The sequence below is a fragment of the Salicibibacter kimchii genome, from assembly GCF_003336365.1.
In the GTDB taxonomy this organism is placed as follows: Bacteria; Bacillota; Bacilli; order Bacillales; family Marinococcaceae; genus Salicibibacter; species Salicibibacter kimchii.
The window spans coordinates 661562-687417 of the sequence record NZ_CP031092.1 but is presented as its reverse complement, the minus strand read 5'-3'; the positions used below and the strand labels follow the sequence as shown (position 1 = coordinate 687417).

Below are 25856 nucleotides of genomic sequence, written 5' to 3'. Positions count from 1 at the left end.
ATGTCAGATAAAACGGTACCAGTATCAGAAGCGGTCAAACATGTAAAATCACATGATCATCTCGTACTCGCCGGCATGTGCGGGGAACCCCCGACGCTTATACAAGCGTTGATTCAACAAAGGGAGCGGCTTGAAAATGTTACGATCTATAACATGCCGCTCGGTACTCCATGTGAATACGCGAATCCTGAATGGGATCGGCATTTTAAAGTAAAAAGCTTTCTTTTATCCGGCGTATTGAAAGATTCGTATAAAAGCGGGATGACAGATTACCTTCCCGTGAATCTTTCCGATATACCGGGATATATGGAACAGTTAAGACCGAATGTTGCCTTTATCCAGTGTACGCCGCCCGATAACGAAGGTAACCTTAATTTAGGACTGTCAGCTGACTACACACTCTCATTAATTAAACATGCACAATTGGTGATCGCTGAAATAAATGATCAATTACCTTGGGTGAGTGGCACTGGGATCATTCCATCTTCTGATATTGATTTATTTGTTGAAGGCTCGCTCTCGCCAAATGAACTTCCAAGCGCGACCCCGGGTGAAACGGAGAACAAGATTGCTCAATATGTGGCCGAATTGGTCCCCGACCGTTCGACAATTCAAATTGGCATAGGGTCACTCGCAAACAGCATTATAAGTGCCTTGAAAAATAAATCCGCTCTCGGCGTACACACGGGTACGTTTCCGGAGGCGTTGATCGATTTATATGAGAACGGTGTCGTGACGAATGAACATAAAGAAATCAATCAAGGAAAAATCGTTGCCACGTGTTTAGCTGGGACACAGAAACTATATAACTATGCGAACCGTCATTCGAATATAGAATTACATCCATCTGATTACACGCACAGCACAGCGACCATTTCGCAGATCTCTCAATTTCATGCGATCAATTCGGCCGTACAAATCGATTTAACGGGACAGATTAACGCCGAAAAAATAAAAGATTTTTATATTGCCGGTGTAGGCGGACAGATGGATTTCATGCGCGGTGCTATGGCCTCCAAAGGTGGCAAATCAATCATCGCTCTTCCTTCAACGGCTGCAAAAGGAACAAAATCAAGAATTGTGCCTGAACTTTCCAGTGTTACATCTACAAAATCCGATGTTCATTATGTGGTTACGGAATATGGCATAGCATCGCTGTACGGGAAAACAATTGAAGAAAGAAAAGAAGAGTTAATCAACATAAGCCATCCCGATTTTCGAGAGGAGTTAACCCACACCATCTAAGTGAACAAATGGGGATGAGAAGTTGATGAATAGACTTGAAATGATAAGGGCGCTTATTACCATCCTAATTGCTTCTTCCTATTTACTATATGTATTTGTGCCAAACGATTTTTTCTTAATTACATTTACCTTTTTTTGTTTGCTTCTTATACTCGTTAGCCTTCCTTCTCTGAAGGGTATCCCGGCTATAACGATCGTACTGCTCCTGATCGGAGGAACCTGGATTCATATTTCACAAGGAGGAGATTTCCAAACATGGTTCCTCGCGTTTGGGGAAAATGCCAGTATACTGACACTGTTCATCACCGTTCCTCTCTTAAGCATTCCCATTCGGGTTGGTTATTACCTGGATGCGTTGGATGACTTTTACAAACGGCGGATTAGCAATGCCAATCAGTTTTATTTTATGTCGAGCAGTACCTCGTTTTTGTTCGGTGTTCTGCTGAATTTAGGTGCACTCCCGCTCTTGTACCAAATGCTTAATACTGAACAAAACAAACCGTTATCAGGGAAACTGCGGAAGGCTTTGTTAAGAGGTTATGTGTTGGCCGTTATGTGGTCGCCCTATTTCATCTCGATGGCGTTGGTAATTTCCTATTTTGACGTTAGTTGGGCGCAAATATTTCCGTTTGGAGTGATCATTGCTCTAACTGGGCTAGCTGTCAGTTATGGTATGGAACGGGAGCGGAAACCGAGCAACGAGTTTGTACAAATGGATGTCACACCCCACAATACCCGTGGAAAAAGTGCAAATAAGCTTAAGCAGTTGATGGCGATCGGTTTGATAATAACTGCAAGTGTTTTTGTCCTGGAGTTTTATTCAGGGCTCAGTGTCATCGTCATCGTATCATTGGTGGCGGTGTGTGCAGCAATTGTTTGGTCCCTGTTTTTACGAAAGATGAAACCTTTTCTCGCGGAGTTTAAGCATACTTATTTCGTGAGTCTTCCGCGAATGAAGATAGAATTGGTTTTATTCGCAACAGCCGGATTTTTTGGTGCAGTGATCGTACAAACCGATTTTAATCAATGGATGGATCAGTTCTTTCAGCTGATCGGCACAAATATTATCATTCTTGCTGTCGTCATTATCAGTGTTGTCGTTCTTCTTTCTATTGTAGGCATTCATTCGATTGTCACCGTTACGCTGATGGCCGTAAGTTTAAGTGAGTTGCCTCAGTTTGAAGATGCTCATCTTGCCATTGCGTTAATTTTACTCACCAGTTGGTCACTTTCGGCTGTCATATCTCCATTTTCCGGGCTGACTCTGTTGACAAGCTCACTGACCAATCGCTCTTCCTTTCAAGTGGGCATGAAGGAAAATTGGGTCTTCGCGTTGATTTTGTTTATAGTCGTCGTTATTGTTATTGCTGTAGCTCGTTATGTTCTGGGGATTTTATAATGCAGGAACGGTTATGAAGCGTCCACGTTATAATTAGCAGATATATGGAATAGCGCAAACCAGAAAGGAGAGATAAAAAATGGAATTTGAACTCATTCAATTAGATGTTAAGGAACGATGGGCAACGGTGACGATCAACCGCCCGGACGTGCGCAACGCGCTTAACGCACAGGTGTTAGAGGAAATGGAGGAAGCACTCGATGAAGTAGGTCAGCGCGGGGACGTTGATGGCGTTATTTTTACGGGCGCGGGGGAGAAAGCATTTGCAGCAGGGGCCGACATCAAACAGCTTCGGGATAAGAAAGCGCTTGATGCCCTGTCTCCGGGGATACAAGCGATGTACGACAAACTGGCAGACTTTGAAAAGCCAACGATCGCCATGATCAACGGGGTCGCGGCCGGAGGCGGCTGTGAGCTGGCTTTGGCGTGCGATATTCGGTTGGCAAGCACAAAAGCGAAGATCGGACTTCCGGAATTAAATTTAGGGATTATTCCGGGGGCTGGCGGTACTCAGCGCTTAACCCGACTCGTCGGAAAAGGGAAAGCCGTTGAAATGATTTTGCGGGGAAAATTGGTCGCGGCTGATGAGGCGCATCGCATCGGGCTCGTAAATGATGTGGTCGAACCGGAGGCGCTCGAGGAAAAAACACGGGAAATTACCGCTGATATTTCCGCAAAAGGGCCACTTGCCGTACGACTGGCGAAGATGGTCGTGATCCGGGGAGCAGACTCGAATCTTGAAAGCGCTCAATTATTGGAAAAACTTGCCCAAGCGGTTGCCTTTCAATCTGATGATAAATATGAAGGAACGAATGCTTTTCTGGAGAAAAGAAAACCTAATTTTCAAGGGAAATAAGAAAGGATGAACATCATGAAACAGATCAGTGTGGTTGGAGCCGGAACGATGGGGAGAGGCATTGCTTATACCGCTGCCCTCGGTGGCTTCAACGTAAAACTCCATGACATTGATAACGCGAACCTTAAACAGGCGAAAACATCGATTGAAGAATTACTGCAAAAAAGCACAGACAAAGGATTTATCGATGCCAACCGGGTAAAAGCGGCAAAACAGCAATTAAACTATGAAAGTGATTTGCAGCAAGCCGTCGGTGAAGCGGATGTAGTCATTGAAGCGGTTTTGGAAGAAATTCCATTAAAGGTCGAGATTTTCCAAAAGCTCGACCAACATTGTCCGGTACATACGGTGCTGGCCACGAATACGTCTACGTTAAGCCCTACAGAGATCGGCGCTGCCACGAATCGACCGGATAAAGTTATCGCCATGCATTTTTTCAATCCGGTTCATAAAATGAAACTTATTGAAATCATTAAGGGACTGGATACATCCGAGGACACCGTGCAGATCGTAAAGAGTCTCGGAGAGACAATGAACAAAGAAACGGTGGAAGTCAATGAATTTCCAGGCTTTGTGACGAGCCGCATGAACTGTCTGATTGGAAACGAAGCGATGAATATGTACATGGAAGGCGTTGCATCGGCCGAGGATATCGATAAGGCCCTAAAACTTGGCTTGAACCACCCGATGGGCCCACTTGAATTGGTAGACCTCGTTGGTCTCGATAGTCGTCTTCGAAACATGAATTATTTATATGAAACGTTGGGGGAGAAATACCGTCCTTGCCCGTTGCTCACCAAATATGTGAAAGCCGGAAAATTGGGCCGGAAATCCGGAGAAGGATTTTACAAATACCGCTAGGCCTTCGCGCCGGCGGCTTTTCTAATGAACAAACATGACGCTTCGCAACCATGATCAGCAGAGGCTATCGCGAAACGGTGGAGATCGATGGGTTTATGGGAAGAAATGGCTAAAGGCATCATATAAGGTGGGGATTATTTGACGCTTACAAAAGGATTGTCCCCGCACGCTCGGAAAAACTAAAAAGGAACCATCGTCTGGTCTGCTGGCAAAGCGAGGAGATGAGCTCTCAGACATAAGCCATTGCGCAAACCATTACTCATTATAATGTAATGAAGACTATATAGACCAATATATGGAAATATGAAATGAGTCAACCATAAGTTTTGGTGTTTGTTGAGCCAGTAAAAGGGCTATATAATTTATTTACCTCTATACAAAATGTTTGTCGATTTATGAAGCAATAAACTGAAATTGTTCAAAAAGAGCCTCTTCCCATTGGCATAGAAATTGCAATATATTATATCAATAAGATAAAGGAGAGAAAAAAGATGGAAGATTTGTTATTTGAAGTAAAGGACGGCATTGCAACAATCACGTTAAATCGACCGGATTCATTGAATGCATTTAGCGTAAAAATGATTGAAGATTGGATCGATGCGCTTGAAGAAGTGCGTGACAACGATGACATTCGAGTCTTGGTGCTAACCGGTACAGGAAAAGCGTTTTGTGCAGGCGGTGATCTCAAGACGATGAAAAATGGTCAAGGGTTTCTTAATAAGGACGGGTATGAAGAGAAGGATTTCTCTTCGACAGGCCTCAATCGAAAAAATAGTTTGTGGAAGCATGTTCAGAGAATTCCACTATTAATGGAAGAGATAGATAAACCAACGATAGCTGCTATTAATGGAGATGCAATTGGAGCAGGGTTAGATATGACGCTTCAATGTGATATTCGTATCGCTTCAGAGCATGCTCGTTTTGGGGAAGGATACGTCAAAGTAGGACTCGTCCCGGGAGATGGCGGGGGCTATTATTTGCCGAGGATTGTAGGGCTTGATCGAGCACTTGAAATGTTATGGACCGGAAAAATTATTGATTCAGCGGAAGCAGCTGAAATTGGACTTGTCACACGCGTTGTTACGTCGGAAAATCTATTAGATGAATCATATACTTTAGCAAGTAAAATTGCTCAAGGTCCTCAACAAGCGATAAGGTTAATGAAAAGAACCGTTTATCAGGGACTCAAAACGGATTTGCGGACCTCCCTTGATCAGGTTTCCTCTTTTATGGGGCTGGTAACAGAACACCCCGATTATCAAGAGGGCTTAAATGCCATTATTGAAAAAAGAAAACCTAAATTTAAATAAGGATTTCGGGGAGAGGATATTTTGCTTAAAGAACTAGAATTGCCGATTGTAGATCTGCCAAAGGAAACAGAAAATTTGCGGGAAGAAGTTCGCAGCTTTCTTTCTGCAGAATTGCATAATGAATCGTTTACAACTCGAAGTGACTCTTGGCTAAGTGGTTTTTCAGCTGATTTTAGCCGTAAGTTAGGCGAACGTGGATGGCTAGGTATGACATGGCCAAAAAAATATGGCGGACACGAGCGAACAGCATTTGAACGGTTTGTGGTAACCGAAGAGCTGTTAGCAGCCGGTGCTCCTGTTGCGGCGCATTGGTTTGCAGACCGCCAAACCGGCCCTCTTTTATTGAACTATGGCACCGAATATCAACGGCAAACGTTATTGCCGAGAATTGTGAGAGGGGAATTGTTTTTCGCCATAGGGTTAAGTGAACCAAATTCCGGTTCTGATTTAGCTTCTATTTCAACACGTGCGAAGAAATCAGGGAATAAATGGGTGATCAATGGCAGTAAAATATGGTCCAGCGGTGCACACCATGCCCATTATATTGTTGTATTATTGCGAACAGCAACACATGGCGAGAAAAAACATGAAGGACTCAGTCAAATGATTGTTGATCTTTCAGCCCCTGGGGTAACGGTTCGGCCGATCTATTTGATGACGGGCGAGCATCATTTTAATGAAGTGATTTTCGAGGATGTGGAAATTTCAGAAGGCATGATCGTTGGGGAAGTAGGGGGTGGCTGGAAACAGAGTATGGCCGAACTTGCCTATGAGCGAAGTGGACCGGAACGTTTTCTAAGCACCTATCCCTTATTAAAAGAACTTATTAATCAACTTTCAGAAACATCAGGTCAACACGCAAACATTAAAATTGGAAAATTGGCTTCACGATTATGGACACTCCGATGCATGTCATTAGGTGTCGCGGGGTTGCTTGAGAAGGGAGACTCACCTAATATCGCGGCATCATTAGTGAAAGATTTAGGGACACAGTTCGAAAAGGATGTTATAGACGTTGCGAGAGAACTTATACCGAGCAGGCCGTCAATGAATGCGCCAACAAAATTTGAAACACTACTGGCAGAATCGATATTACATGCGCCAGGGTTCACGCTTCGTGGAGGAACAACCGAAATTTTGCGAAGCATTATAGCGAGGGGGATAGGGGTATAATGAGTGACATTCAACCAATGCTTGTCGATACAGCGACCAAAATCATGAAAGATTTTTGTACGAAAGAGGTCATCAATAAAGCAGAAGAAGGAGAATTCCCTCATGACCTCTGGGAAGCATTAGAAGAAACCGGAATGACGTCCATTGGTATACCGGAGGACATTGGGGGAGTAGGCGGTGATCTGGAGGATGCCATGAGTTTGTTGAAAATTTCTGGTAAATTTGCTGCTCCCATCCCTCTGGCAGAGACCTTGCTTGCTAAATTGATATTAAGTTTTGCACGTCTACCTTTATTAAATGGACCTCTTTCCCTGTTACCGGCACAAAATAATGACCAAATCTCTTTTAGAAAAACAGATGACGCTTGGGCGGTGTCAGGAAAAGCCCAATATGTCCCTTGGGCACGTGATGTGAAGAACATTGTCGTCTTTGGTGCGACAAGTGCCGGTCAAATGATCGTTTCTTATGTTTCCACGGACGATTGCCAAATCACTCAGGGCCAAAATCTAGCAGGCGAACCAAGAGATGAAGTTATGTTGCCTGATATCTTAATTGATAATGATAGGATTGCTCCCTCCCATAATTTAATGGGAGAAGATATTTGGAACAGAGGCGCACTTACGCGAACCGCTCTTATGGCTGGCGCACTTGAAAATATACTAGAGTTAACACTGACATATGCAAAAGAACGGGAACAATTTGGAAGGCCAATCGGAAAATTTCAAGCTGTGAAACAACAATTAGCCGTCTTGGCAGGGGAAGTGACGGCTTCAGGAATAGCAGCCGATGCTGCTGTTTCTGCATATGAACAAGGTGGACAAAATCAGGAAATAGCAATGGCCAAAATCCAAGTTGGCGAAGCTGCAAAAGCAGTAACAAACATTGCTCATCAAGTTCATGGGGCTATGGGCTTCACCGATGAACACCCATTACATCATAGCACGAGACGATTATGGTCATGGCAAGATGAATACGGCTCCGAAAGTGAATGGGCTGAACTCTTAGGGAGTGAAATTCTGGAAAACAGTTCAGAGCAAGTGTGGTCAATGGTCACGGATTAATCGAAACAACCGACCTAAGCATCATCACTATTTTAAAGAAAAGCAGCCTTCGTTTTGTTTTGGTACGATATTTTCCAATTAACTCAGATACTAAACCCACCTAATCGTGTGATGAATTTTTATCGAAGCTTGTCTACGGGTTCGGGACTAACCAAAAATTCAGAAGGTGGCATAGGCAGATCCCACCCATTTGAAAAACGCCGGATCCAAAGTGCCGATCTTCAATAAGGCTGCTTCGATGGTACCCAACTGCCTCTTGTTAAGCTATCAGATGAAACACGCACCCACTGATGAGTAAGTGGTTTACTTGGTCTAAGAGGATGAGCCTGATGGAATACGAGTTCATGATTTGGTTCACCATTGAAGAACAATGGATAGTTCGGTTCGGCCAAGATTCAGACATGATGGCCACAGGAATGCCTTTTGACATGACCCCTCAATTCAAGATCATCTTTATGAAGTTAACCTTTGAAAATATTCGGATTGGCATGTCTTCCTCGGAGGCGTCCGTAACATTAGTTGTTCGGAAGTCTATCTCATTCGTTTTGAAAGGGACATGCTTTCTATCCCAGATGAAATGCTTCCCTTATACTTCTTTATTAGGAAGCTTCTCTTTATGCGCTGAAATAATGTGAATAGGCATACCGGAATAACGTTAAATTAAATAATGGGCAAATATGTAAAGTGAAATGAAAGATTTTATGCGGTTAAAAAAACGGAATCGATATAATGAGCTAAGTTACATAAGTGTAAACGCAAGTGAACATGTGTTTACAAAATAAAAACACAAAAAGCAGTTGTTTCCCACCTAAATATATAAGTATTTACTTAAATAAAACACAGGACATATATAAATCCCTTTATGGCAATCCTTGCAGGTCAAATTTTATTATTGGCATGAACATTGCAATAATTATTATGAAAGTTGTGAAAGGAGCTTGCAATTATGCGAGAGGTAGAGCAAGTATTGGAAACTGATCACATGAAAACTTCTTTTCACACTGAGGAAGGGTCTGTGGAGGTAATTAACGACATCTCTCTTAGTGTGTCAGAAGGAGAGACATTAGCGATTGTTGGGGAATCAGGATCTGGAAAAAGCGTATCTGCCTTGTCAATTTTACGATTGTTAGATAATAAAGGAAAAGTAACAGGTGGGAATATATGGTTTAATGGGCAAAATTTAACTGACATTAACAAGGAAGAGATGCGTAATATTCGCGGCAGAGATATTTCCATGATCTTTCAAGATCCCATGACAAGTTTAGATCCTGTCTATACCATTGGAGATCAAATTATTGAAGCTATACAAATCCATGAAAATTTAGGCAAGGAAGAATACTATAAACGTGCGCTTGAATTATTGCGTTTAGTAGGACTTCCGGATGCTAAGAACCGAATGAATAGCTTCCCCCATCAATTGTCCGGAGGGCAAAGACAAAGAGTTATGATAGCAATTGCACTTTCGTGTCGTCCAAAATTATTAATTGCAGATGAGCCCACAACTGCACTAGATGTAACTGTTCAAGCACAAATTATGAAATTACTCAAACAATTGCAGATGGAATTGGGGACATCAATTTTGTTGGTAACGCACGATCTTGGCGTGGTTGCTGAAATGGCTGATCGAGTGGCGGTTATTTATGCTGGTCAGGTAGTAGAACAAACAGATGTTAAAACATTATTCTTTAGTCCAAGTCACCCATATACAGAAGCCCTACTTAAAAGTATACCTAGGTTAGAAGGTGATCTTAAGCAAAAACTCGAACCTATTAAAGGCTCAATTCCAAATTTAACTGATCTACCTTCAGGTTGTCGGTTTCATCCACGCTGTCCTTATGTGAGCGAAAAATGTGAACAGGAAGAACCACCAACATTTCTCGCAGGGAGTAATCAAAGGAGTAAATGTTGGTTAAACGACCCTTCTTTTTCAGATCAAGTAGCTGCTTCGGAACTTAATCAAGAGACAAACGATCAAGTAGTAAATCAGATTGATATTATCCCTCCGAATAAAAAGGAGAGATTATTAAACATTCGAAATGTAAAAAAACATTATCCTATAAAACAAGGGATATTTGCTAGGGCTAAAGGGAACATACGGGCGGTAGATAGCATTTCATTCGACATATATCGTGGAGAAACTCTGGGTTTAGTTGGAGAATCAGGATGCGGGAAATCTACTTTGGGTCGTTTGATTGCCGGTCTTATTAATTTAACAGATGGTAAGGTAACATTTGATGGTTATGATTTAAGTGCTGTAGACCCAAAAACAATGAAAAAATTAAGAAAACGTATGCAATTTGTGTTTCAAGATCCTTATAGTTCTCTTAACCCTCGTATGAGAATATTCGATATCATCGCTGAGCCATTAGAGGTGCATGATATTGCTAAAGGACAATCCAAAACAAAAAGGATAATTGAATTATTAGAATTAGTAGGATTATCACAAAAACAGATACAAAAATATCCTCATCAACTTTCGGGAGGTCAGAAGCAACGAATCGTAATTGCCCGTGCTTTAGCAACCGACCCAGACTTAGTAATTTGTGATGAAGCTGTTTCATCGTTAGATGTATCTGTCCAAGCACAAATTCTTAACTTATTAAAAGAGTTACAAGAAAAAATGAATTTATCGTTTCTCTTTATCTCGCATGATCTAAGCGTTGTCAAATATATTGCAAATAGGATTTCGGTCATGTACCTGGGAGAAATCGTGGAAATAGCTGAGACACAGGAGCTGTTTCATCAACCTTTACATCCATATACTAAAGCGTTAATATCTGCTGCACCTGTTTTAAATCCTTTAAACAAACCTGAAAGAATAGAGCTCAAGGGTGATGTCCCTAGTCCATCGAATCCTCCCTCAGGGTGTCCATTTCATACACGCTGTCCAGAGGTTATGGACATTTGCAGACGAGAGAAACCTGAACTAAGAGAAATAAATGGACGAAAGGTTTCTTGCCACTTACATTAAAGGAGGTAAGAATTTGGGTATATATATTTTTAGACGTTTATTATATGGATTTTTAGTCTTGTTTTTAATGGTAGTATTTTTATTTGTAGTGATGCGTGCTGTTCCTGGGGATGCTGTTTCACTCCAACTTGAGGATTCAGGAGGTGCTTCAGAAGAACAAATAGCCGAATTAGAGGCTGAATTAGGCCTTGATCAAAATGTTGCGGTTCAACTGTTAGATTGGGTGACGGGTGCGGTTCAAGGGGATTTAGGAACCTCGTTATGGACCAATCAGCCAGTTATAGAAATGATCGCGGACAGATTGCCTGTTACCTTGCAATTAACATTAATGTCGGTAGTACTTGCTATCCTTATAGGTGTTCCTATAGGCGTTGTGGCTGCTGCAAAGCATAACACGATCATCGATCATGTGTTACGTGTAATCGCTGTGAGCGGTTTATCGATCCCTAACTTTTGGCTTGGTATGAGTATTTTAACGATTACAGCAATAGTTTTTAATTGGATTCCTCCTATAGGTTACCAATCATTTATGGAAAACCCATTTGTCAACCTTCAACAAATGATAATACCAGCATTCTGTTTAGCAGTTACTCTATGTGCCAGTATCGCTCGAATGACACGATCCGCTCTTTTAGAGGTTCTACATTCAGATTTCATTCGAGCAATTCGCGCAAAAGGGGCAAAAGAAAGGTTGGTTATCTTGAAACATGCGTTAAGAAATTCACTTATATCAATAGTTACATTAATTGGCTTACAAGTAGGCATTCTACTTGGAGGAACTGTTGTACTTGAATGGATATTCTCGCTTCCAGGATTAGGTAGTTTAATTTTCGAAACTGTAAGTATGAGAGATTATCCGGTTATTCAGGCAGCTGTACTGGTATTTGGCGCTATGTTTTTGCTTGTCAACCTCGTTGTTGATGTTATGTATGGTTGGATTGATCCGAGAATTCGTCATGACTAATTGCTTGACAATATCAAAGGGGGTTTGAAATTGAGGGATCAAATTGTCATACATCAAGAGGTTATAAAGAAAAGGTCTTCTATTAAATTTGTAAATGACTTTAAACGATTTATGAAAACCCAAAAGATTGGGTTCACAGCGCTTCTTTTGATTTTGTTATTTATAGTTATGACAATTCTGGCACCATTGATTACTCCATTTGATCCCACTTCCCAAAACAGAGATGTATTTTTAAATGCCCCTAATTTAACACACCTTATGGGTACCGATGACATGGGGAGGGATTTTTTCAGCAGGATCATTTATGGTGCAAGAATTTCACTTACAGTTGGATTAGCGACGGTTGTTTTTTCCCTTATTTTAGGTGTAATGTTAGGTGTGATATCTGGCTATTTCGGTGGTTTTCTCGATATGTGTATTCAAAGAATAATGGATGCCGTATTGTCAATTCCCTCTATAATCTTGGCCTTATTTGTTGCAGCACTCTTAGGACCTGCAATACAAAATGTTATTATCGCATTGGTAATCATTGAAACTCCTCGGTTTGCAAGAGTCGTACGTGGTGAGACGTTGAAAATAAAAGAATATGACTTTATTGCAGCCTCTCGTTCTGTTGGGAGCAGTGCAATACGTATTATTTGGAAACACAGTATTCCTAATATTACTGCACCTATAATCGTTTTGGCTAGTCTGACCTTTGGGCAAGCAATAATCGCTGAGGCTTCTTTAAGCTTTTTAGGAATTGGAACACCACCTCCTAACCCTTCATGGGGACTAATGCTTAGTGATGGCAACCGATATATGGAAACTGCACCGTGGCTTGTAATTTTCCCTGGATTAGCTTTGAGCCTTTTGGTATTAGCGTTTAATTTGCTTGGCGATGCATTGAGAGACTTTTTGGATCCCAAAGTTTCTTCTTGATCAGTAATATTTGTTATTTTAATAGAAAGGTTGAACTATAATGAAAAAACAAATGAAATCAATTATTTTAATGATAGCTGTTTTTTTAAGTTTAGTTGCTTGTAGCGAAGAAACACAGAATGGTGAAAGTGGTGGTGAAACCACAGAAGAAGATAATGAAGATATGACAACAGAGCAAAAAGAAGGGGGAACAATTACAATAGCAAGGGGTGCCGACGCGGTTGAACTCGATCCTTATGGTACTCCAACGGTAAATACTCACGATTTTGCAGGGTTAGTTTATAACAAATTAATACGATATGAGACAGGAGAAGATGTTGAATTTGAGGATTATAATCTCGAGCCTGATTTAGCTGAGGATTGGGAAATATCAGATGATGGAACCGTTTATACCTTTCATTTACGAGATGCAAATTGGCATGATATGCCACCAGTAAATGGAAGAAAGGTTGTCGCTGATGACGTGGTTGCAACAATGGAGCATGCTATAGAAGTTCAAGGTAACCAAGCTGCTTTTCTTTCGGAAGTAGAAAATATTGAGGCAGAGGATGAAAGTACTGTTGTTGTAACGCTTGAAGAACCATATGCCCCATTTTTAAATTTTATGGCAAATCATTTAATGTGGATTTTGCCTGAAGAAGGTGTGAATGATGAGTTTGATTTATCAGAAACAGCGATAGGGACAGGACCTTTTAAGTTGGAAAATTGGGATCGTAATAATCGAATAGAGTTAACTAAGAATCCCGATTACTATGAAGAAGATCGACCTTATCTTGATGGTGTTGAATTTGTCATTATGCCTGATCAAAGTGCTCGTATTCAAGCATTTCAAACGCAACAGGTGGATGAAATTCCAGAAGTCTCTCCTGAGGAATTAGAAAACATTTTATCATCCAACCCAGATGTTCAGGAAAATGAAAATCTTTATCCTTCACAGATTCAATTAGCTATGGATAATGACCACGAGTATTTTGCAGAAGTAGACGTACGAAAAGCAGTGAGTATGGCAATTGATCGACAGGGTGCGGTAGAGAGTATTTACGGAGGAGGAGAGGTGAGTGGACCAGTAAACCCTTCTCTTGAAGAATACTCATTGTCTTTAGAGGAGAGGGAGGAACTACTTCCATATGATCCTGATATGGCACAAGAATTATTAACAGACGCAGATATTGATAATGGTTTTGAGACCACAATTTTGACAACAGACGCTTATGGCGAGCAGCTCGTTCGAATGGCGCAATGGATTGTTGAAGACTTACAAGCAATTGGGATTGATGCAGATATTGAAATTGCAGAATACGGAACATTTGTCGAGAGATGGGGAGAAGGTGATTTTGATATGCTTGTTGCTTTACAATCGTGGTTTCAAGAGCCTGATGAATGGCTACGAAATCAATTTCATTCTGAAGGACTTAGGAATAGAACAGGCTTCACTGATTCTGAACTTGATCAAATGCTCGAAGAACAACTTTTAATAATGGATGAAGATGAAAGAAGAGAAGAGATATATGATATTCAGCGTTATGTGCTCGAAAAAGGTGTTAACCCTATCCCTCTAACAACACATGACCGAAGTATGCCCACGCAACCATATGTAGAAAATTGGTATCCTCATGCATCTTTTGGATATACACATATGAAGGATGTTTGGTTGGACGATTAATGTTCAAAAGGTGAGGCATGTGTAAAAAATTAATTTGACTATGGTTAGGAGGTGATAATATAAAACAAAATAAAATGTAAATGAGGTATTTTATTTAAGGAACTCTACTTTCGGAGCTATAAATCAAAGATCAAAGGTAATTATGCGTAAATGATGTTGCGATCAGCTCTCGGGAAGAACAACTTCTAACCATTGCCAAGCTATTTTAAGTAGTGCAATGAAGTTGAAGAAAGCCTCAATTAGGGATTTAGGCTCTATAATGTGCGAATCATGTCCAAAAGTTGAGTAAAAAAACTATAAAAAATGAGGTGGAGCAAAATGAATTTTGACTTTACTGAAGAACAAAATATGCTTAAAAGAAGTGTTAGAAAACTATCGACCGAGGTACTGGAACCAGCTATTCAAAAACAAGAACGTGATATACCATTTTCTAAGAACTTTTCATTGAGAATGTTAAAAGAATTACAACCCTATGGTTTTCTGGATAATACTATTGCAGAGGAAAATGGAGGTTCTGGGCTCGATCCATTAACATATGCTTTAATGTATGAAGAGATTCCCATAGACCTAAAATCACTTGTCGGTATTTCTTCATCTTTTACCAAGGGAATTGCTAATAATGGCACGGAGTCTCAAAAAGAGCGATTTTTACCTGGGTTATTATCCGGTGACAAAATTGGATGTTCTGCCATCACTGAGCCTAATGTTGGATCAAATGCAGCAATGTTAAAAACATCTGCTTATTTAGATGGAGATGAATGGGTGGTCAATGGTACAAAAACATTTATTTCTAATGGTCAGATCGCGGATTATGTGAATGTTGTTGTACAGTTTGATTCTTCTAAAAAGGGTAAAGGTTTAGGTACTCTAATTATTGAGAAAGAAGAATCTCCTTTTCAAGTAAAACCTTTACAAACACTGGGATTTAAAAATGGACACTTAGCAGAACTTTATTTTGATAATGTTCGTGTACCGAAAGAAAATCTTCTCAATCCAGAAGGCACAGGATTAAAGAGCACTCTAATTGGGTTCCAAACTTATCGTTGCTTTGTCGCTACTCATGCTAATTCACTTGCCCAAAAAGCTTTAGACTATTCGCTTGAATATGTGAAGGAGAGAGAGCAGTTTGGGAGACCCATTGGCTCTTTTCAATTAGTTCAAGAGATGTTAGCTGATATGAAAACAGATGTAGATGCTTCAAAACTCATTACGTATCGTGCTTTGGATATGCTTAGCAAAGGTAGAAGGTGCCCGGTTGAATCTTCGATGGCTAAACAATTTGCAACAGAAATGGCTGTGCGTGTAACTTCAAAGGCTATACAAATACACGGGGCATATGGATTAACTACTGAATTTCCTTTGGAAGGTCTATTCAGGAATGCGAGAATGTTGACAATCCCTGACGGTACAACTCAGATACAAAAAATGATTATGGGGCGAGAGTTAACTGGATTGAGGGCCTTTGATTAATTGCTAATAACAGTGTCAGAGATCTAATTTAAATCAAGATCTGAAAACCCACTAAACAAACATGACGCTGCGCGACACCCCATTGAGTATGAGAAGGAAGTGAAACTTCTCAATTCCTTACACAGAAAATCCATATTTGTAAATTTTGGAGGTAAGTTATGAGTGAACCGTTGTTTGGAAGTCTAGAGTATTGGGCTCAAAAACAGCCTGATAAACCAGCAATTATTAATGAAGATGGTGAGGAGATTACTTGGGAAGATTGGAATATACAATCCGATCGGCTCGCTAACGCTTTTGAACGCTCGGGCATCGGTAAAGGAGATATCGTCGCTGTAAGAACAAAGACACGTCCAGAATGGTTTATCATCAATCGTGCATTAATTAAACTTGGTTGTCTGCAAATTGGGCTTAATTGGCGTTATACTTCCTCGGAAATACTGTACATTCTGCAGGATAGTGGTGCTCGAGCTATCGTATATGATGATGATGATAGTCATTCAATAACATCATTGGCTAATAAAACTCAACTAGTAATGAAAGTAACCCTAAATAATGAAGAAAATGTTGATGCTGAACGATATATAGATCTTGTATCAAAAAAATCACCAACTTCCTATATCAGTAAATTGAAATCTAATCTTATTATTTATACATCTGGAACGACGGGTAAGCCAAAAGGTGTTTATAGGGATCCTGCCCTCATAGCGGAACGTAAGCATGAAGCTCTAGAGTATGAAAATGATATTAATCAATCCAGAGGATTTAATTCTGAAAAAAATCGAACATTGATCTCCCTACCTCTACATCATGGTCTAGGCCCTAATAGTGCTGAAAAAGCTCATTATAATGGAAGCACTGTAGTCACGCAAAGACATTTTGAACCGCAAAAAAGCTTGGAATTGATTATGGATCATAGAATTACACACTGGACCTGTGTTCCAACTATGCTTAAAAGAATTTCGAGTATGCCCGAAGAGGTCCTGGAACGATACGTTGTTTCCACCTTGGAATTTTTGATTGTAGGAGCCGCGCCAGTTCCATTAAGTCTTAAACAGTGGGCTATTAGTTATTTTGGTGAAAATTGCTTATATGAAGGTTATGGTACTAGTGAGGTGGGATTGGTTACTTTATTGAGACCAGATATGCAATTAGAAAAACCAGAATCTTCGGGTTTACCATATAAGCATGTGGATATCGAAATTCGAGACGAGAATGTGAAAATGATTGAAACCAATGAAGCTGGGGAAATTTGGGTAAAAACCCCCATAACTATTAAACAGTATCTAAACAAAGAGATTCTTGGAAGTGATATTGTAGATGAAAGCGGTTATTTTCGAACAGGTGATATTGGTTATCTAGATGAAGAGGGATTTTTATATGTTATTGATAGGAAGATTGACATGATCATTTCCGGAGGAGTGAATATATATCCGGCCGAAATAGAGAATGTTTTGTTGACGCATCCTGCAGTTCAAGATGCCGCCGTAATTGGGGTCCCAGATGAAGATTTTGGAGAACAAGTCAAAGCATTCTGTGAATGTACTCCAGGTACCGCAATCAAAGAAGAGGATCTTATAACTTTTTGCACTAAGGAGTTAGCTTCATACAAAAAACCACGAACAATAATATTTGTTGAGGAACTTCCACGTAATTCTGTTGGAAAAGTATTAAAGCGAGAACTGCGTAATCCACATTGGAGAGAAAAGGAAAAGAATGTATAAGGCTAATATAAGGCTATTATGAATTGTGGGGTGTGAGAATGGCGCTACCGTTAGAAGGTATTAAAGTACTTGATTTTTCAAATCTTCTTCCTGGTCCATTTTGTACCATGAATTTAGCTGAACTCGGTGCATATGTCGTAAAGGTTGAACGTCCCTCTGGTGGGGATGCGGTAAGAAAGTCCAAGCGAATGTTTCATTCGATAAACAGGAATAAAAAAAGCATTACATTAGATCTAAAAGACAATACTGATATAGAGTTTATTAAGACTTACCTTAAGAATTGCGATGTCTTAGTAGAGGGATTTCGACCAGGAGTCATGAAAAAGTTAGGTCTAAGCTATCAAGAAGTTATAGAAATTAATCACTCAATTATCTATTGTTCAATCTCAGGTTATGGACAAACCGGCGCCAGATCGTCTATTCCTGGCCATGATGTGAATTATTTGGCCTTATCCGGCCTCTTAAGTATAAGTGGGGAACCAGATGGTCCTCCCGCTGCTCGAGGGGGGGTGCCCATTGCGGACCTTTCAGCAGGTATGTATGCAGTAGTAGCTATTTTAGCAGCATTGCGCAATCGAGATAAAAAAGGTTCGGGAGATTTTATTGATGTCTCAATTACAGATTCTGCTTTGGCGTGGATGTCACCAAGAATTGGCTCTTATTATGATCAAAGCCAGCCATCAAAAGAACAATTTCTAACTAAAGGTGCTTATGGAACGTATCTGACAAAGGATAATGAATATATTGCGATCGGAACTTTAGAGGATCATTTTTTTAGAAGTCTATGTCTATCTATTGATCATCCAGAGCTAATTAAGAATGAAAAATATAGAACTTGGGAACTCCGATCAAAAAATGCAAACTCTTTGAATGCCATAATTGAAAAAAAATTACAGGAAAAATCAGCTCAAGAATGGGTACAGATTTTTAGTCAATATGACTTACCATGTTGTAATGTTAATGGAATTACAGATTTACCGAATGAAAAAACTTTTGAAGACAGAGATATCATTGAATATTATGGCGATAAAGATAAAGGGGAATATTATGTTAAATTTCCTGTTCAATTTCTTAACCTAGTTCTCCAAGATAATAAATCAGCACCTAAGCTGGGTGAACATAATTTAAAACTTATGGAAAATGATTGGGAAAATACTCAAGAAAAAGAGGGGAAAATATGAAAAATATATTAGATCTTGAGGGCCGTATCGGAATGATTACAGGGGCGGGTCAAGGTATTGGCCGTCAAATTGCCTTGCATTTTGCAGCTCATAATGCACAAGGAGTAGTGGTAAATGATTACCATCTTGAACGAGCGGAAAAAGTCGCAGCAGAAATTGAGAGCGCTGGGGGAAATGCCTTGCCTCTGCAGGCAGATGTGACAGATTATGAAAGTGTAGGAAGGATGGTCGATACTGCAAAGAGTCATTACAGTCAGCCAATAGATATCTTAGTCAATAACGCGGGAAACGCTGGCGCTGGTCCAGGATCTGTGCAAAGCGGTGTTCCTTTTTGGGAGTCTGAACCTGAGTCCTGGGAAGGTTGGCTGAAAGTAAACCTAAACGGCGTATTGAATAGTTGTCGAGCCACAATTCCTGGAATGATTGAACAAAAGGAAGGACGGATTATCACTATCATTTCTGATGCTGGGCGCGTTGGAGAACCTCATCTTTCTGTATATTCTGCTGCTAAGGCTGGTGCCGGTGGGTTCATGAGGGCATTGGCAAAATCACTCGGTAAATATAACATTAATGCTAACTCCGTTGCCATAGGGGCAACGAGAACACCTAGAATAGAAAACAGACTTGAGGATACGGAGCGTGTACGTAAGATGTTGAAAAATTATGTTATCCGTCGGATTGGAGAACCAGATGACATTGCAAATATGGTGTTATTTCTATCATCCGATGCATCGAGTTGGATAACAGGACAAACGTATCCAGTCAACGGAGGTTACTCATTTAATCAATAACGATTGTTAAGGGGAGAGAAATCAATGGAAAATAATGTTTTGACAGAAAAACGGGATAAGTTATTTATTATTACAATAAATAGGTATGAATATCGTAACGCATTTGATCAGAAAACGGCTACTGAAATGAATAAAGCCATAGATACATTTGAGGAAGATCCGGGATTATTCGTTGCGATCATAACGGGCGCAGGCGGTACTTTTTCTGCCGGTGCAGATTTAAAAGCAGCGGCTCGTGGTGAGCGAGCTACCACGGAGAGAGGAGGATTTGGTATTTTTGCTAAACCACCTACTAAGCCCATTATAGCAGCTGTAGAAGGTTATGCGGTTGCTGGGGGTATGGAACTTTGTTTAGCGTGTGACTTAATTGTCGCAGCCAAAAACTCGAAAATGGGATTGCCTGAAGTACGGCACAATTTAGTAGCTGTAGGAGGTGGCTTGTTTCGCCTACCTAAACGTATCCCTTATCACTTAGTGAATGAACTTGCCCTTACAGGGGACATGTGGGAAGCAGAAGTATTTTACCGTTATGGAATGATAAATCGTCTTTCGGAACCAGGTAATGCCCTAAAGACTGCTGTTGAATTAGCAGAACGTTTACTTGAGAGAGGGCCGACCGCTCAAATAGCTTCTAAAGAAATTATCCGTCACTCCTTTGAATGGACAGATGATGAGGCATGGGATAAACAAAAACCGATAGCAAAGCTCGCGTTTGAATCAGAAGACAGGAATGAAGGGTTAAAGGCATTTGCAGAAAAACGTAAACCTGAATGGGCTGGCAAGTAACAGGATGAAAATTTCTTTTAAATTATTACTTTCGATGTAATGTTATGACTATGATCCTATGATCAAGTTGTATTGACGGTTATGGAAGAAAAAGGAATGTGCAATAGTTTATTTAAGAGTAATCATTGGATACGAATACAGATACGTGGAATGATGTATGTATATAATCTGAAAGGAGGAAAATAAGAATGAATTATAATACTATTGCTAGCCTTTCGCTTCCATTAATTGCTGCACCAATGTTCAGAGTTTCTGGGCCGGATTTAGTCATTGCAGCATGCCGCAGTGGAATTATAGGATCTTTTCCGGCACAAAATCCCCGTACTACTGAAGAACTTGATCTTTGGCTCAGTCAGATCTCTTATGAACTAGCGAAATTGCCAGAAGCAGCACCGTATGCTGTCAATTTGATCATGCGTGATGAGAAACTTAATGACAAGTTAGAGGTAGTAATGCGTTATCAGCCATCGATTGTGATCACTAGTGTTGGCTCACCAAAAGAAATTGTTCCATCTATTCATTCTTATGGAGGGATGGTTTTTTCAGATGTAGCAACTCTTAGGCACGCTCAAAAGGCGGTTGAATGTGGGGTTGACGGCTTGATTCTACTATGTACCGGTGCAGGTGGGCACACTGGTTGGGTCAATCCTTTTGCCTTTGTGCGTGCCGTCCGAGAGTTCTATGGAGGTATTGTCGTCTTGGCAGGATGTGTGACGGATGGTACAGGTATTCAAGCCGCCGAAGCGCTTGGAGCCGATTTAGTTTATATGGGAACGAGATTTATAGCAACAACGGAAAGTATGGCCATTCCTGAGTACAAGCAGAAGCTTATTGACGTAAACATGGATGATGTAGTGACATCAAGGGCTTTTACTGGCATGACAGGAAATTATCTGCGTCCTAAGGTAGTAGATGCAGGCTTGGATCCAGATGATTTGCCCTCATATAGTGAATTTAAAAATAGTGAACATCGTAAAAAGCGTTGGAAAGATATTTGGTCTGCTGGGCAAGGCGTGGGGGATGTGAAAAAAATTGTTTCCGTTTCCGAACTAGTTGAACATTTAAGCACAGATTATATGTCTTACAAAAAATAAGAGATTTACGACAATGATAGTATTTACCATAATGAATAGGAGGCTTGAAAATGGATAAATCAACTACTGATTTACCGGTTGTAGAAGAAGGACTAATGGATGGAAATGCCAATTTAATTGGCGCCAAGTGTCCCGAATGTAATCAATATACATTTCCGTTTCAACCTTTTTGTCCAAGGTGTAGCAATGAAATGGAAGAATGCACCTTGTCCCAAGAAGGGGAACTTTATACGTATACTATTATAAGACAGGGCCCTCCGTGGTGGAAAGACAAGGTTCCATATACGATTGGATATGTTAAGTTACCCGAAGAGATTATTATTAAATCACATGTAAAAAACGATAAACAGAATGAATTAAAGATTGGATCAAAAATGCTAATTGAGCCCCATGTCATTTTAAATGAACAAGGAGAAAAGGTAAAAATTTATAGGTTTTGTCCAATTAGTTAAAGATATTAAATTTTCTATGTAGAAGTATCATGGAATCAGTAATAGGTCAATATGGTGTTTTGTGTAGAAAGAGGCAAGGGTTAACAAGAATGAGATTGAGACGATTACAATATACCTTTGAGAGTCTAAATTCTGCTGCTGAGAGTCATTTTTGACCCTCCATGACCTCATGACCTCATGTTTCTTCGAATAATGAATGGAAGGCTTAGACTCTACAAGACACGTGAAGATAAGCACCCATGAGTTTTCGGAAAAAGAATCATTATAAAAATATTTACTTCCTTCCTATAGAGTATAGAAAAGAAGCCATTAAAATGCTTTAGAATATTTGAAAAAAATCGTCGGAATGTAAAAATTTGTTTTGAGGAGAACAACATATTTAAGAAAAATATTTGTTAGCGGGAGGAATAATTGTGCGCGATGTTTATTTTCAGGGTGTTGGAATGGTCAAGTGTGGTAGATTTAATGAAAGAATTGAAATAAATGCGGCTAGGGCATGTATCAATGCCCTGAAGGATGCAGGTATAAATTGGAGAGAGGTGCAAGCAGCTTATGCTACTCATGTTATGCAAGGGGTTTCGGCAGGACAAAAAGTAGTTTCTCAAATCGGATTAACAGGGTTGAATGTAACGAATGTAGAAAATGCTTGTGCTAGTGGATCAACGGGGATCCATCATGCTTATTATGATGTGGCTAGTGGGAAATATGATATTGTTTTAGTTGTTGGATTTGAAAAAATGCAAAAAGGAGTTATTGACTCGAATAGTGGAGAACGATCCTACGAGGATAAAATGGGGATGCGTATCATGCCAGGGGAATATGCTATGAAAGCCCAACGGCATATGTATGAGTATGGAACGACACCTGAGCAAATGGCAAGGGTATCTGTGAAAAATCACAAAAACGGCTGTTATAATCCGTATGCCCATTATCAGAAAGAACTTACACTTGAAGAAGTGTTGCACTCTCGAATGATTTCTGATCCATTAACATTGTTACAGGCTTGTCCGACTAGTGACGGGGCAGCAGCCGCCATTTTAGTTTCAGAAAATGTTGCTAAGAAAAATAATAATCGAGACCTTATTAAATTAATAGGTACATCTGTACAAACCGAATCCGTTTTTGAAGAAGAAGACTTGACAACACGGACTGCTAATACTGCATATGAAATGGCAAATGTAGGGCCAGAAGATATTAATTTAGCTGAAGTTCACGATGCTTTTACTATAGGAGAGCTATTACATTACGAGGCTTTGGGTTTTTGTGAGTTGGGTGAATCAGGAAGACTAATTGATGAGGGGGTGACAGAAATATCGGGGAGCTTACCTGTCAGTCCCAGTGGGGGGTTGCAATCAAGGGGACATCCTTTAGGAATGACTGGAATAGCTCAGGTTTGTGAAATAGTGTGGCAACTTCGTGGTGAATCTAAACAACGACAAGTGCGAAACAACCCTAAAGTTGGATTAACCCATACACAAGGAGCAGGAGGTGTTTGTTCGGTGAGTATAATTTCTAAATAATTCTGGTTCAATAACAATTTACGGGACATGATTGGACAACTCGATAAAAAAGGAAAATCCAAATCACCTCTCGAAATGGATACGTATCCACATTCCCATGCGAAAGGTGATTTGGTTATTGAATGTAAAGAATTAGCCTTTTCATTATCCAATAAGAACAAAATCCACTGGATTACCCGATCGTAGTATCAAGTAACCGTAATAAATAATGTTGCTCGCTCTAAAAATATTTTTACTAAATTTAAAATATTACTGGCATAGATGAACTATTCGTCAGGTTTATGGAGGATAAACCATGTTTGAAGAATTAGGTATCAGTTCGATTAGAATTGATCTACCATTTCGCTTGGATCACGTAAATTGTTTTCTAGCAGAAGGCAATAACGGTTGGATAATTATAGACGCAGGCCTTAACGATAAAAAGACCGAAGACAGATGGAGTGAATTGATTGCGGGAAAGCATGTAACTGACTTACTCATTACACATTATCATCCGGATCATTTTGGGCTGGCTGGCGGCCTTCAAGAAATGACTGGTGCCCGTGTGTCCATGTCCAAAACCGACATCAATACCGGAATGTATGTCTGGGAAAAAGATTTCACTCAAGAAATTTTCCATAATTATGTTTTGGCCGGTATTCCAGAGAAAACTGCAATTCAAATGACTAGCAATACTGAAAGTTTTCTTCCTTCTGTTACTCCGTATCCATGTGTAACTCATTACTTTAAAGAAGGGGAAAAAATACGGTTTGGACGTTATGAATATGAGGTGATTTTTACACCGGGGCACTCTGACGGACTTGTTGTCTTCTATAATCGCGAAAGAAACGTTTTGCTCTCAACTGATCATATTCTTCCCTCTACTACTCCGAATATCTCATATTGGTTTCATGGCATTAGAGATCCACTTGGCACCTACTTAGCATCTTTAAATAAGATCAAGAAATTAAACGCTGACTTTGTGATTCCATCTCACGGACAGCCTTTCTACGGAGCTAACGACAGGGTTGATGAAATCCTTGCACATCACGATAAACGTTTGCAAGAGACTATCGATTCTATAGGTAGTGGAGAAACTATCTATGAAGTATGTTCTCGAGTGTTTAATAGGCAACTAAGTTTACACGAAACCCGTTTTGCTTTGGGAGAGACTATTGCCCATCTTGAATATTTGCGAGGGCGGGGAGAACTTGGGCGGGAAATGAAAGGCAAGTATTGGAGTTATTTTAAAGTGTAGTGCTGAAAGCCTCCGAGTACAAATAAAATACCCCAAGCCCCAAGAATAGGGACTAAAATAATCAGAGGAGGAAAATGAATTTTGCTCCAGACCAGTCCTATGCCGAGAACACCTTTAAATCAATGAAATGGATACTATTTATCACAGTTTCTGAAATGGAGGATCTAGATAATGAAAACGTCAATTACTGATTTACTCAACATTGAATATCCAATTATATGTGGAGGGATGTTTCGTTTAGGTTTGGCTCCTTTAATGGCAGCTGTTTCAAAAGCTGGCGGTATGGGGTTTATAACGTCAGGAAACTTTGAAACTTCAGATAGGTTAAGGCAAGAAATTCGATTAGCGCGACAAATAACAGATAAGCCTATAGGTGTTAACATTACAATTTCTCCCAGAAGATTAGAATTACCAAATGAAGAGTTTATTGATGTTTTGATTGAGGAGGGCGTTCGTGTTGTAGAGACGGCAGGAAAAAGTCCGGAAAAGTATATGAAAGTATTAAAGGATAATGGAGTAACAGTTGTTCATAAAGCTCCAAGTGTTCGTTACGCTAAAAAGGCCGAACAAATTGGTGTTGATGCTGTCACAATTATTGGTATAGAGGCAGGAGGTCATCCTGGAGAGGGGGATATTGGGGGCTTATCTTTAATTCCTCAAACAGTCGATGCGGTGAAAATTCCGGTGATCGCTGGAGGTGGAATTGCTGACGGTCGCGGATTAGCAGCAGCATTATCACTGGGAGCGGAGGGAATTCTGATGGGCACCAGATTTATGGCCACACAAGAATCAATTCTTCATGAAAACATAAAACAGTGGATGATAGATGCATCGGAAATTGACAGTTCACTTATTCAGAGATCAATTGGATCTACTCACCGTGTTTCAAAAAATAATGTAGCCATGAAGGTATTAGAAGCGGAAAATCGTGGAGCATCATTAAAAGAAATACTTCCCTTGATTGAAGGCGAAAAAGTAAACCGAGTATTTTTTAAGGGCGAGATTGACGCTGGTGTTTGGTCATGTGGCACGTCTGTTGGATTGATCCAAGATATACTCACTGTCCAAGAAACGATAAATAGTATAGTTAAAGAAAGCCATCAAATATTAAATAGAGTAAATGAATTGTATTGCGTAGAGTAATTATTTCACCGGTCTGACATCTATTTATTTAATATTC

21 protein-coding genes are annotated in these 25856 nt (G+C 40.1%); all 21 read left to right on the top strand.

Annotated features, from left to right (window positions below; translation table 11 throughout):
• The 21 genes from DT065_RS03595 to DT065_RS03490 all read left to right on the top strand — a co-directional run bounded on the left by DT065_RS03595 (position 1) and on the right by DT065_RS03490 (position 25819).
• Positions 1-1245 (top strand): acetyl-CoA hydrolase/transferase family protein, encoded by a 1245-nt coding sequence (locus DT065_RS03595; protein ID WP_114370951.1) that lies wholly within the window; start codon positions 1-3, stop codon positions 1243-1245.
• 25 nt (positions 1246-1270) lie between these two features.
• Positions 1271-2644: a hypothetical protein gene (locus tag DT065_RS03590; protein WP_114370949.1), complete on the top strand. Its 1374-nt coding sequence runs from the start codon at positions 1271-1273 to the stop codon at positions 2642-2644.
• Between the two features lie 79 nt (positions 2645-2723).
• Positions 2724-3500 carry an enoyl-CoA hydratase/isomerase family protein gene (locus DT065_RS03585; RefSeq protein ID WP_114370947.1) on the top strand — a complete coding sequence of 259 codons (777 nt, stop codon included), beginning with the start codon at positions 2724-2726 and terminating at the stop codon, positions 3498-3500.
• A gap of 15 nt (positions 3501-3515) precedes the next feature.
• A complete protein-coding gene (locus tag DT065_RS03580; protein ID WP_114370945.1) occupies positions 3516-4361 on the top strand; it encodes a 3-hydroxyacyl-CoA dehydrogenase NAD-binding domain-containing protein in 846 nt (281 codons plus the stop codon).
• A 491-nt stretch (positions 4362-4852) separates the two neighbouring features.
• Entirely contained in the window at positions 4853-5671 is an 819-nt protein-coding gene (locus DT065_RS03575; RefSeq protein WP_114370943.1) for an enoyl-CoA hydratase/isomerase family protein, read from the top strand.
• Between the two features lie 21 nt (positions 5672-5692).
• Positions 5693-6844, top strand: a complete 1152-nt coding sequence (locus DT065_RS03570; protein ID WP_114370941.1) for an acyl-CoA dehydrogenase family protein — start codon at positions 5693-5695, stop codon at positions 6842-6844.
• Positions 6844-7905, top strand: coding sequence for an acyl-CoA dehydrogenase family protein (locus DT065_RS03565; RefSeq protein ID WP_114370939.1), 1062 nt, complete (start codon positions 6844-6846; stop codon positions 7903-7905). Before DT065_RS03570 ends, DT065_RS03565 begins: the two co-directional genes overlap by 1 nt.
• A gap of 946 nt (positions 7906-8851) precedes the next feature.
• Positions 8852-10876, top strand: coding sequence for an ABC transporter ATP-binding protein (locus DT065_RS03555; RefSeq protein ID WP_193550800.1), 2025 nt, complete (start codon positions 8852-8854; stop codon positions 10874-10876).
• A gap of 13 nt (positions 10877-10889) precedes the next feature.
• Entirely contained in the window at positions 10890-11840 is a 951-nt protein-coding gene (nikB, locus tag DT065_RS03550) for a nickel ABC transporter permease (RefSeq protein ID WP_114370933.1), read from the top strand.
• Positions 11841-11870: 30 nt separating this feature from the next.
• Positions 11871-12761: an ABC transporter permease gene (locus tag DT065_RS03545; protein WP_227002713.1), complete on the top strand. Its 891-nt coding sequence runs from the start codon at positions 11871-11873 to the stop codon at positions 12759-12761.
• A 40-nt stretch (positions 12762-12801) separates the two neighbouring features.
• Positions 12802-14424, top strand: coding sequence for an ABC transporter substrate-binding protein (locus tag DT065_RS03540; RefSeq protein WP_114370931.1), 1623 nt, complete (start codon positions 12802-12804; stop codon positions 14422-14424).
• A gap of 318 nt (positions 14425-14742) precedes the next feature.
• Complete coding sequence (locus DT065_RS03535) at positions 14743-15894, top strand: acyl-CoA dehydrogenase family protein (protein ID WP_160112378.1); 1152 nt, start codon at positions 14743-14745, stop codon at positions 15892-15894.
• 158 nt (positions 15895-16052) lie between these two features.
• Positions 16053-17615, top strand: a complete 1563-nt coding sequence (locus DT065_RS03530) for a class I adenylate-forming enzyme family protein (RefSeq protein WP_114370927.1) — start codon at positions 16053-16055, stop codon at positions 17613-17615.
• 38 nt (positions 17616-17653) lie between these two features.
• Positions 17654-18796, top strand: coding sequence for a CaiB/BaiF CoA transferase family protein (locus DT065_RS03525; protein ID WP_114370926.1), 1143 nt, complete (start codon positions 17654-17656; stop codon positions 18794-18796).
• The gene (locus DT065_RS03520; RefSeq protein ID WP_114370924.1) at positions 18793-19587 is read left to right on the top strand and encodes an SDR family NAD(P)-dependent oxidoreductase; all 795 of its coding nucleotides are present in this window, start codon (positions 18793-18795) and stop codon (positions 19585-19587) included. Before DT065_RS03525 ends, DT065_RS03520 begins: the two co-directional genes overlap by 4 nt.
• Positions 19588-19611: 24 nt before the next feature.
• Complete coding sequence (locus tag DT065_RS03515) at positions 19612-20373, top strand: crotonase/enoyl-CoA hydratase family protein (protein WP_114370922.1); 762 nt, start codon at positions 19612-19614, stop codon at positions 20371-20373.
• A gap of 188 nt (positions 20374-20561) precedes the next feature.
• Positions 20562-21467 carry an NAD(P)H-dependent flavin oxidoreductase gene (locus tag DT065_RS03510; protein ID WP_114370920.1) on the top strand — a complete coding sequence of 302 codons (906 nt, stop codon included), beginning with the start codon at positions 20562-20564 and terminating at the stop codon, positions 21465-21467.
• 50 nt (positions 21468-21517) lie between these two features.
• Positions 21518-21919 carry a Zn-ribbon domain-containing OB-fold protein gene (locus DT065_RS03505; protein WP_114370918.1) on the top strand — a complete coding sequence of 134 codons (402 nt, stop codon included), beginning with the start codon at positions 21518-21520 and terminating at the stop codon, positions 21917-21919.
• 413 nt (positions 21920-22332) lie between these two features.
• Positions 22333-23439 carry a thiolase family protein gene (locus DT065_RS03500; protein ID WP_114370916.1) on the top strand — a complete coding sequence of 369 codons (1107 nt, stop codon included), beginning with the start codon at positions 22333-22335 and terminating at the stop codon, positions 23437-23439.
• A gap of 295 nt (positions 23440-23734) precedes the next feature.
• The gene (locus DT065_RS03495; protein WP_114370914.1) at positions 23735-24676 is read left to right on the top strand and encodes an MBL fold metallo-hydrolase; all 942 of its coding nucleotides are present in this window, start codon (positions 23735-23737) and stop codon (positions 24674-24676) included.
• A 171-nt stretch (positions 24677-24847) separates the two neighbouring features.
• Positions 24848-25819, top strand: a complete 972-nt coding sequence (locus DT065_RS03490; RefSeq protein ID WP_114370912.1) for an NAD(P)H-dependent flavin oxidoreductase — start codon at positions 24848-24850, stop codon at positions 25817-25819.
• Positions 25820-25856 lie beyond the last annotated feature (37 nt).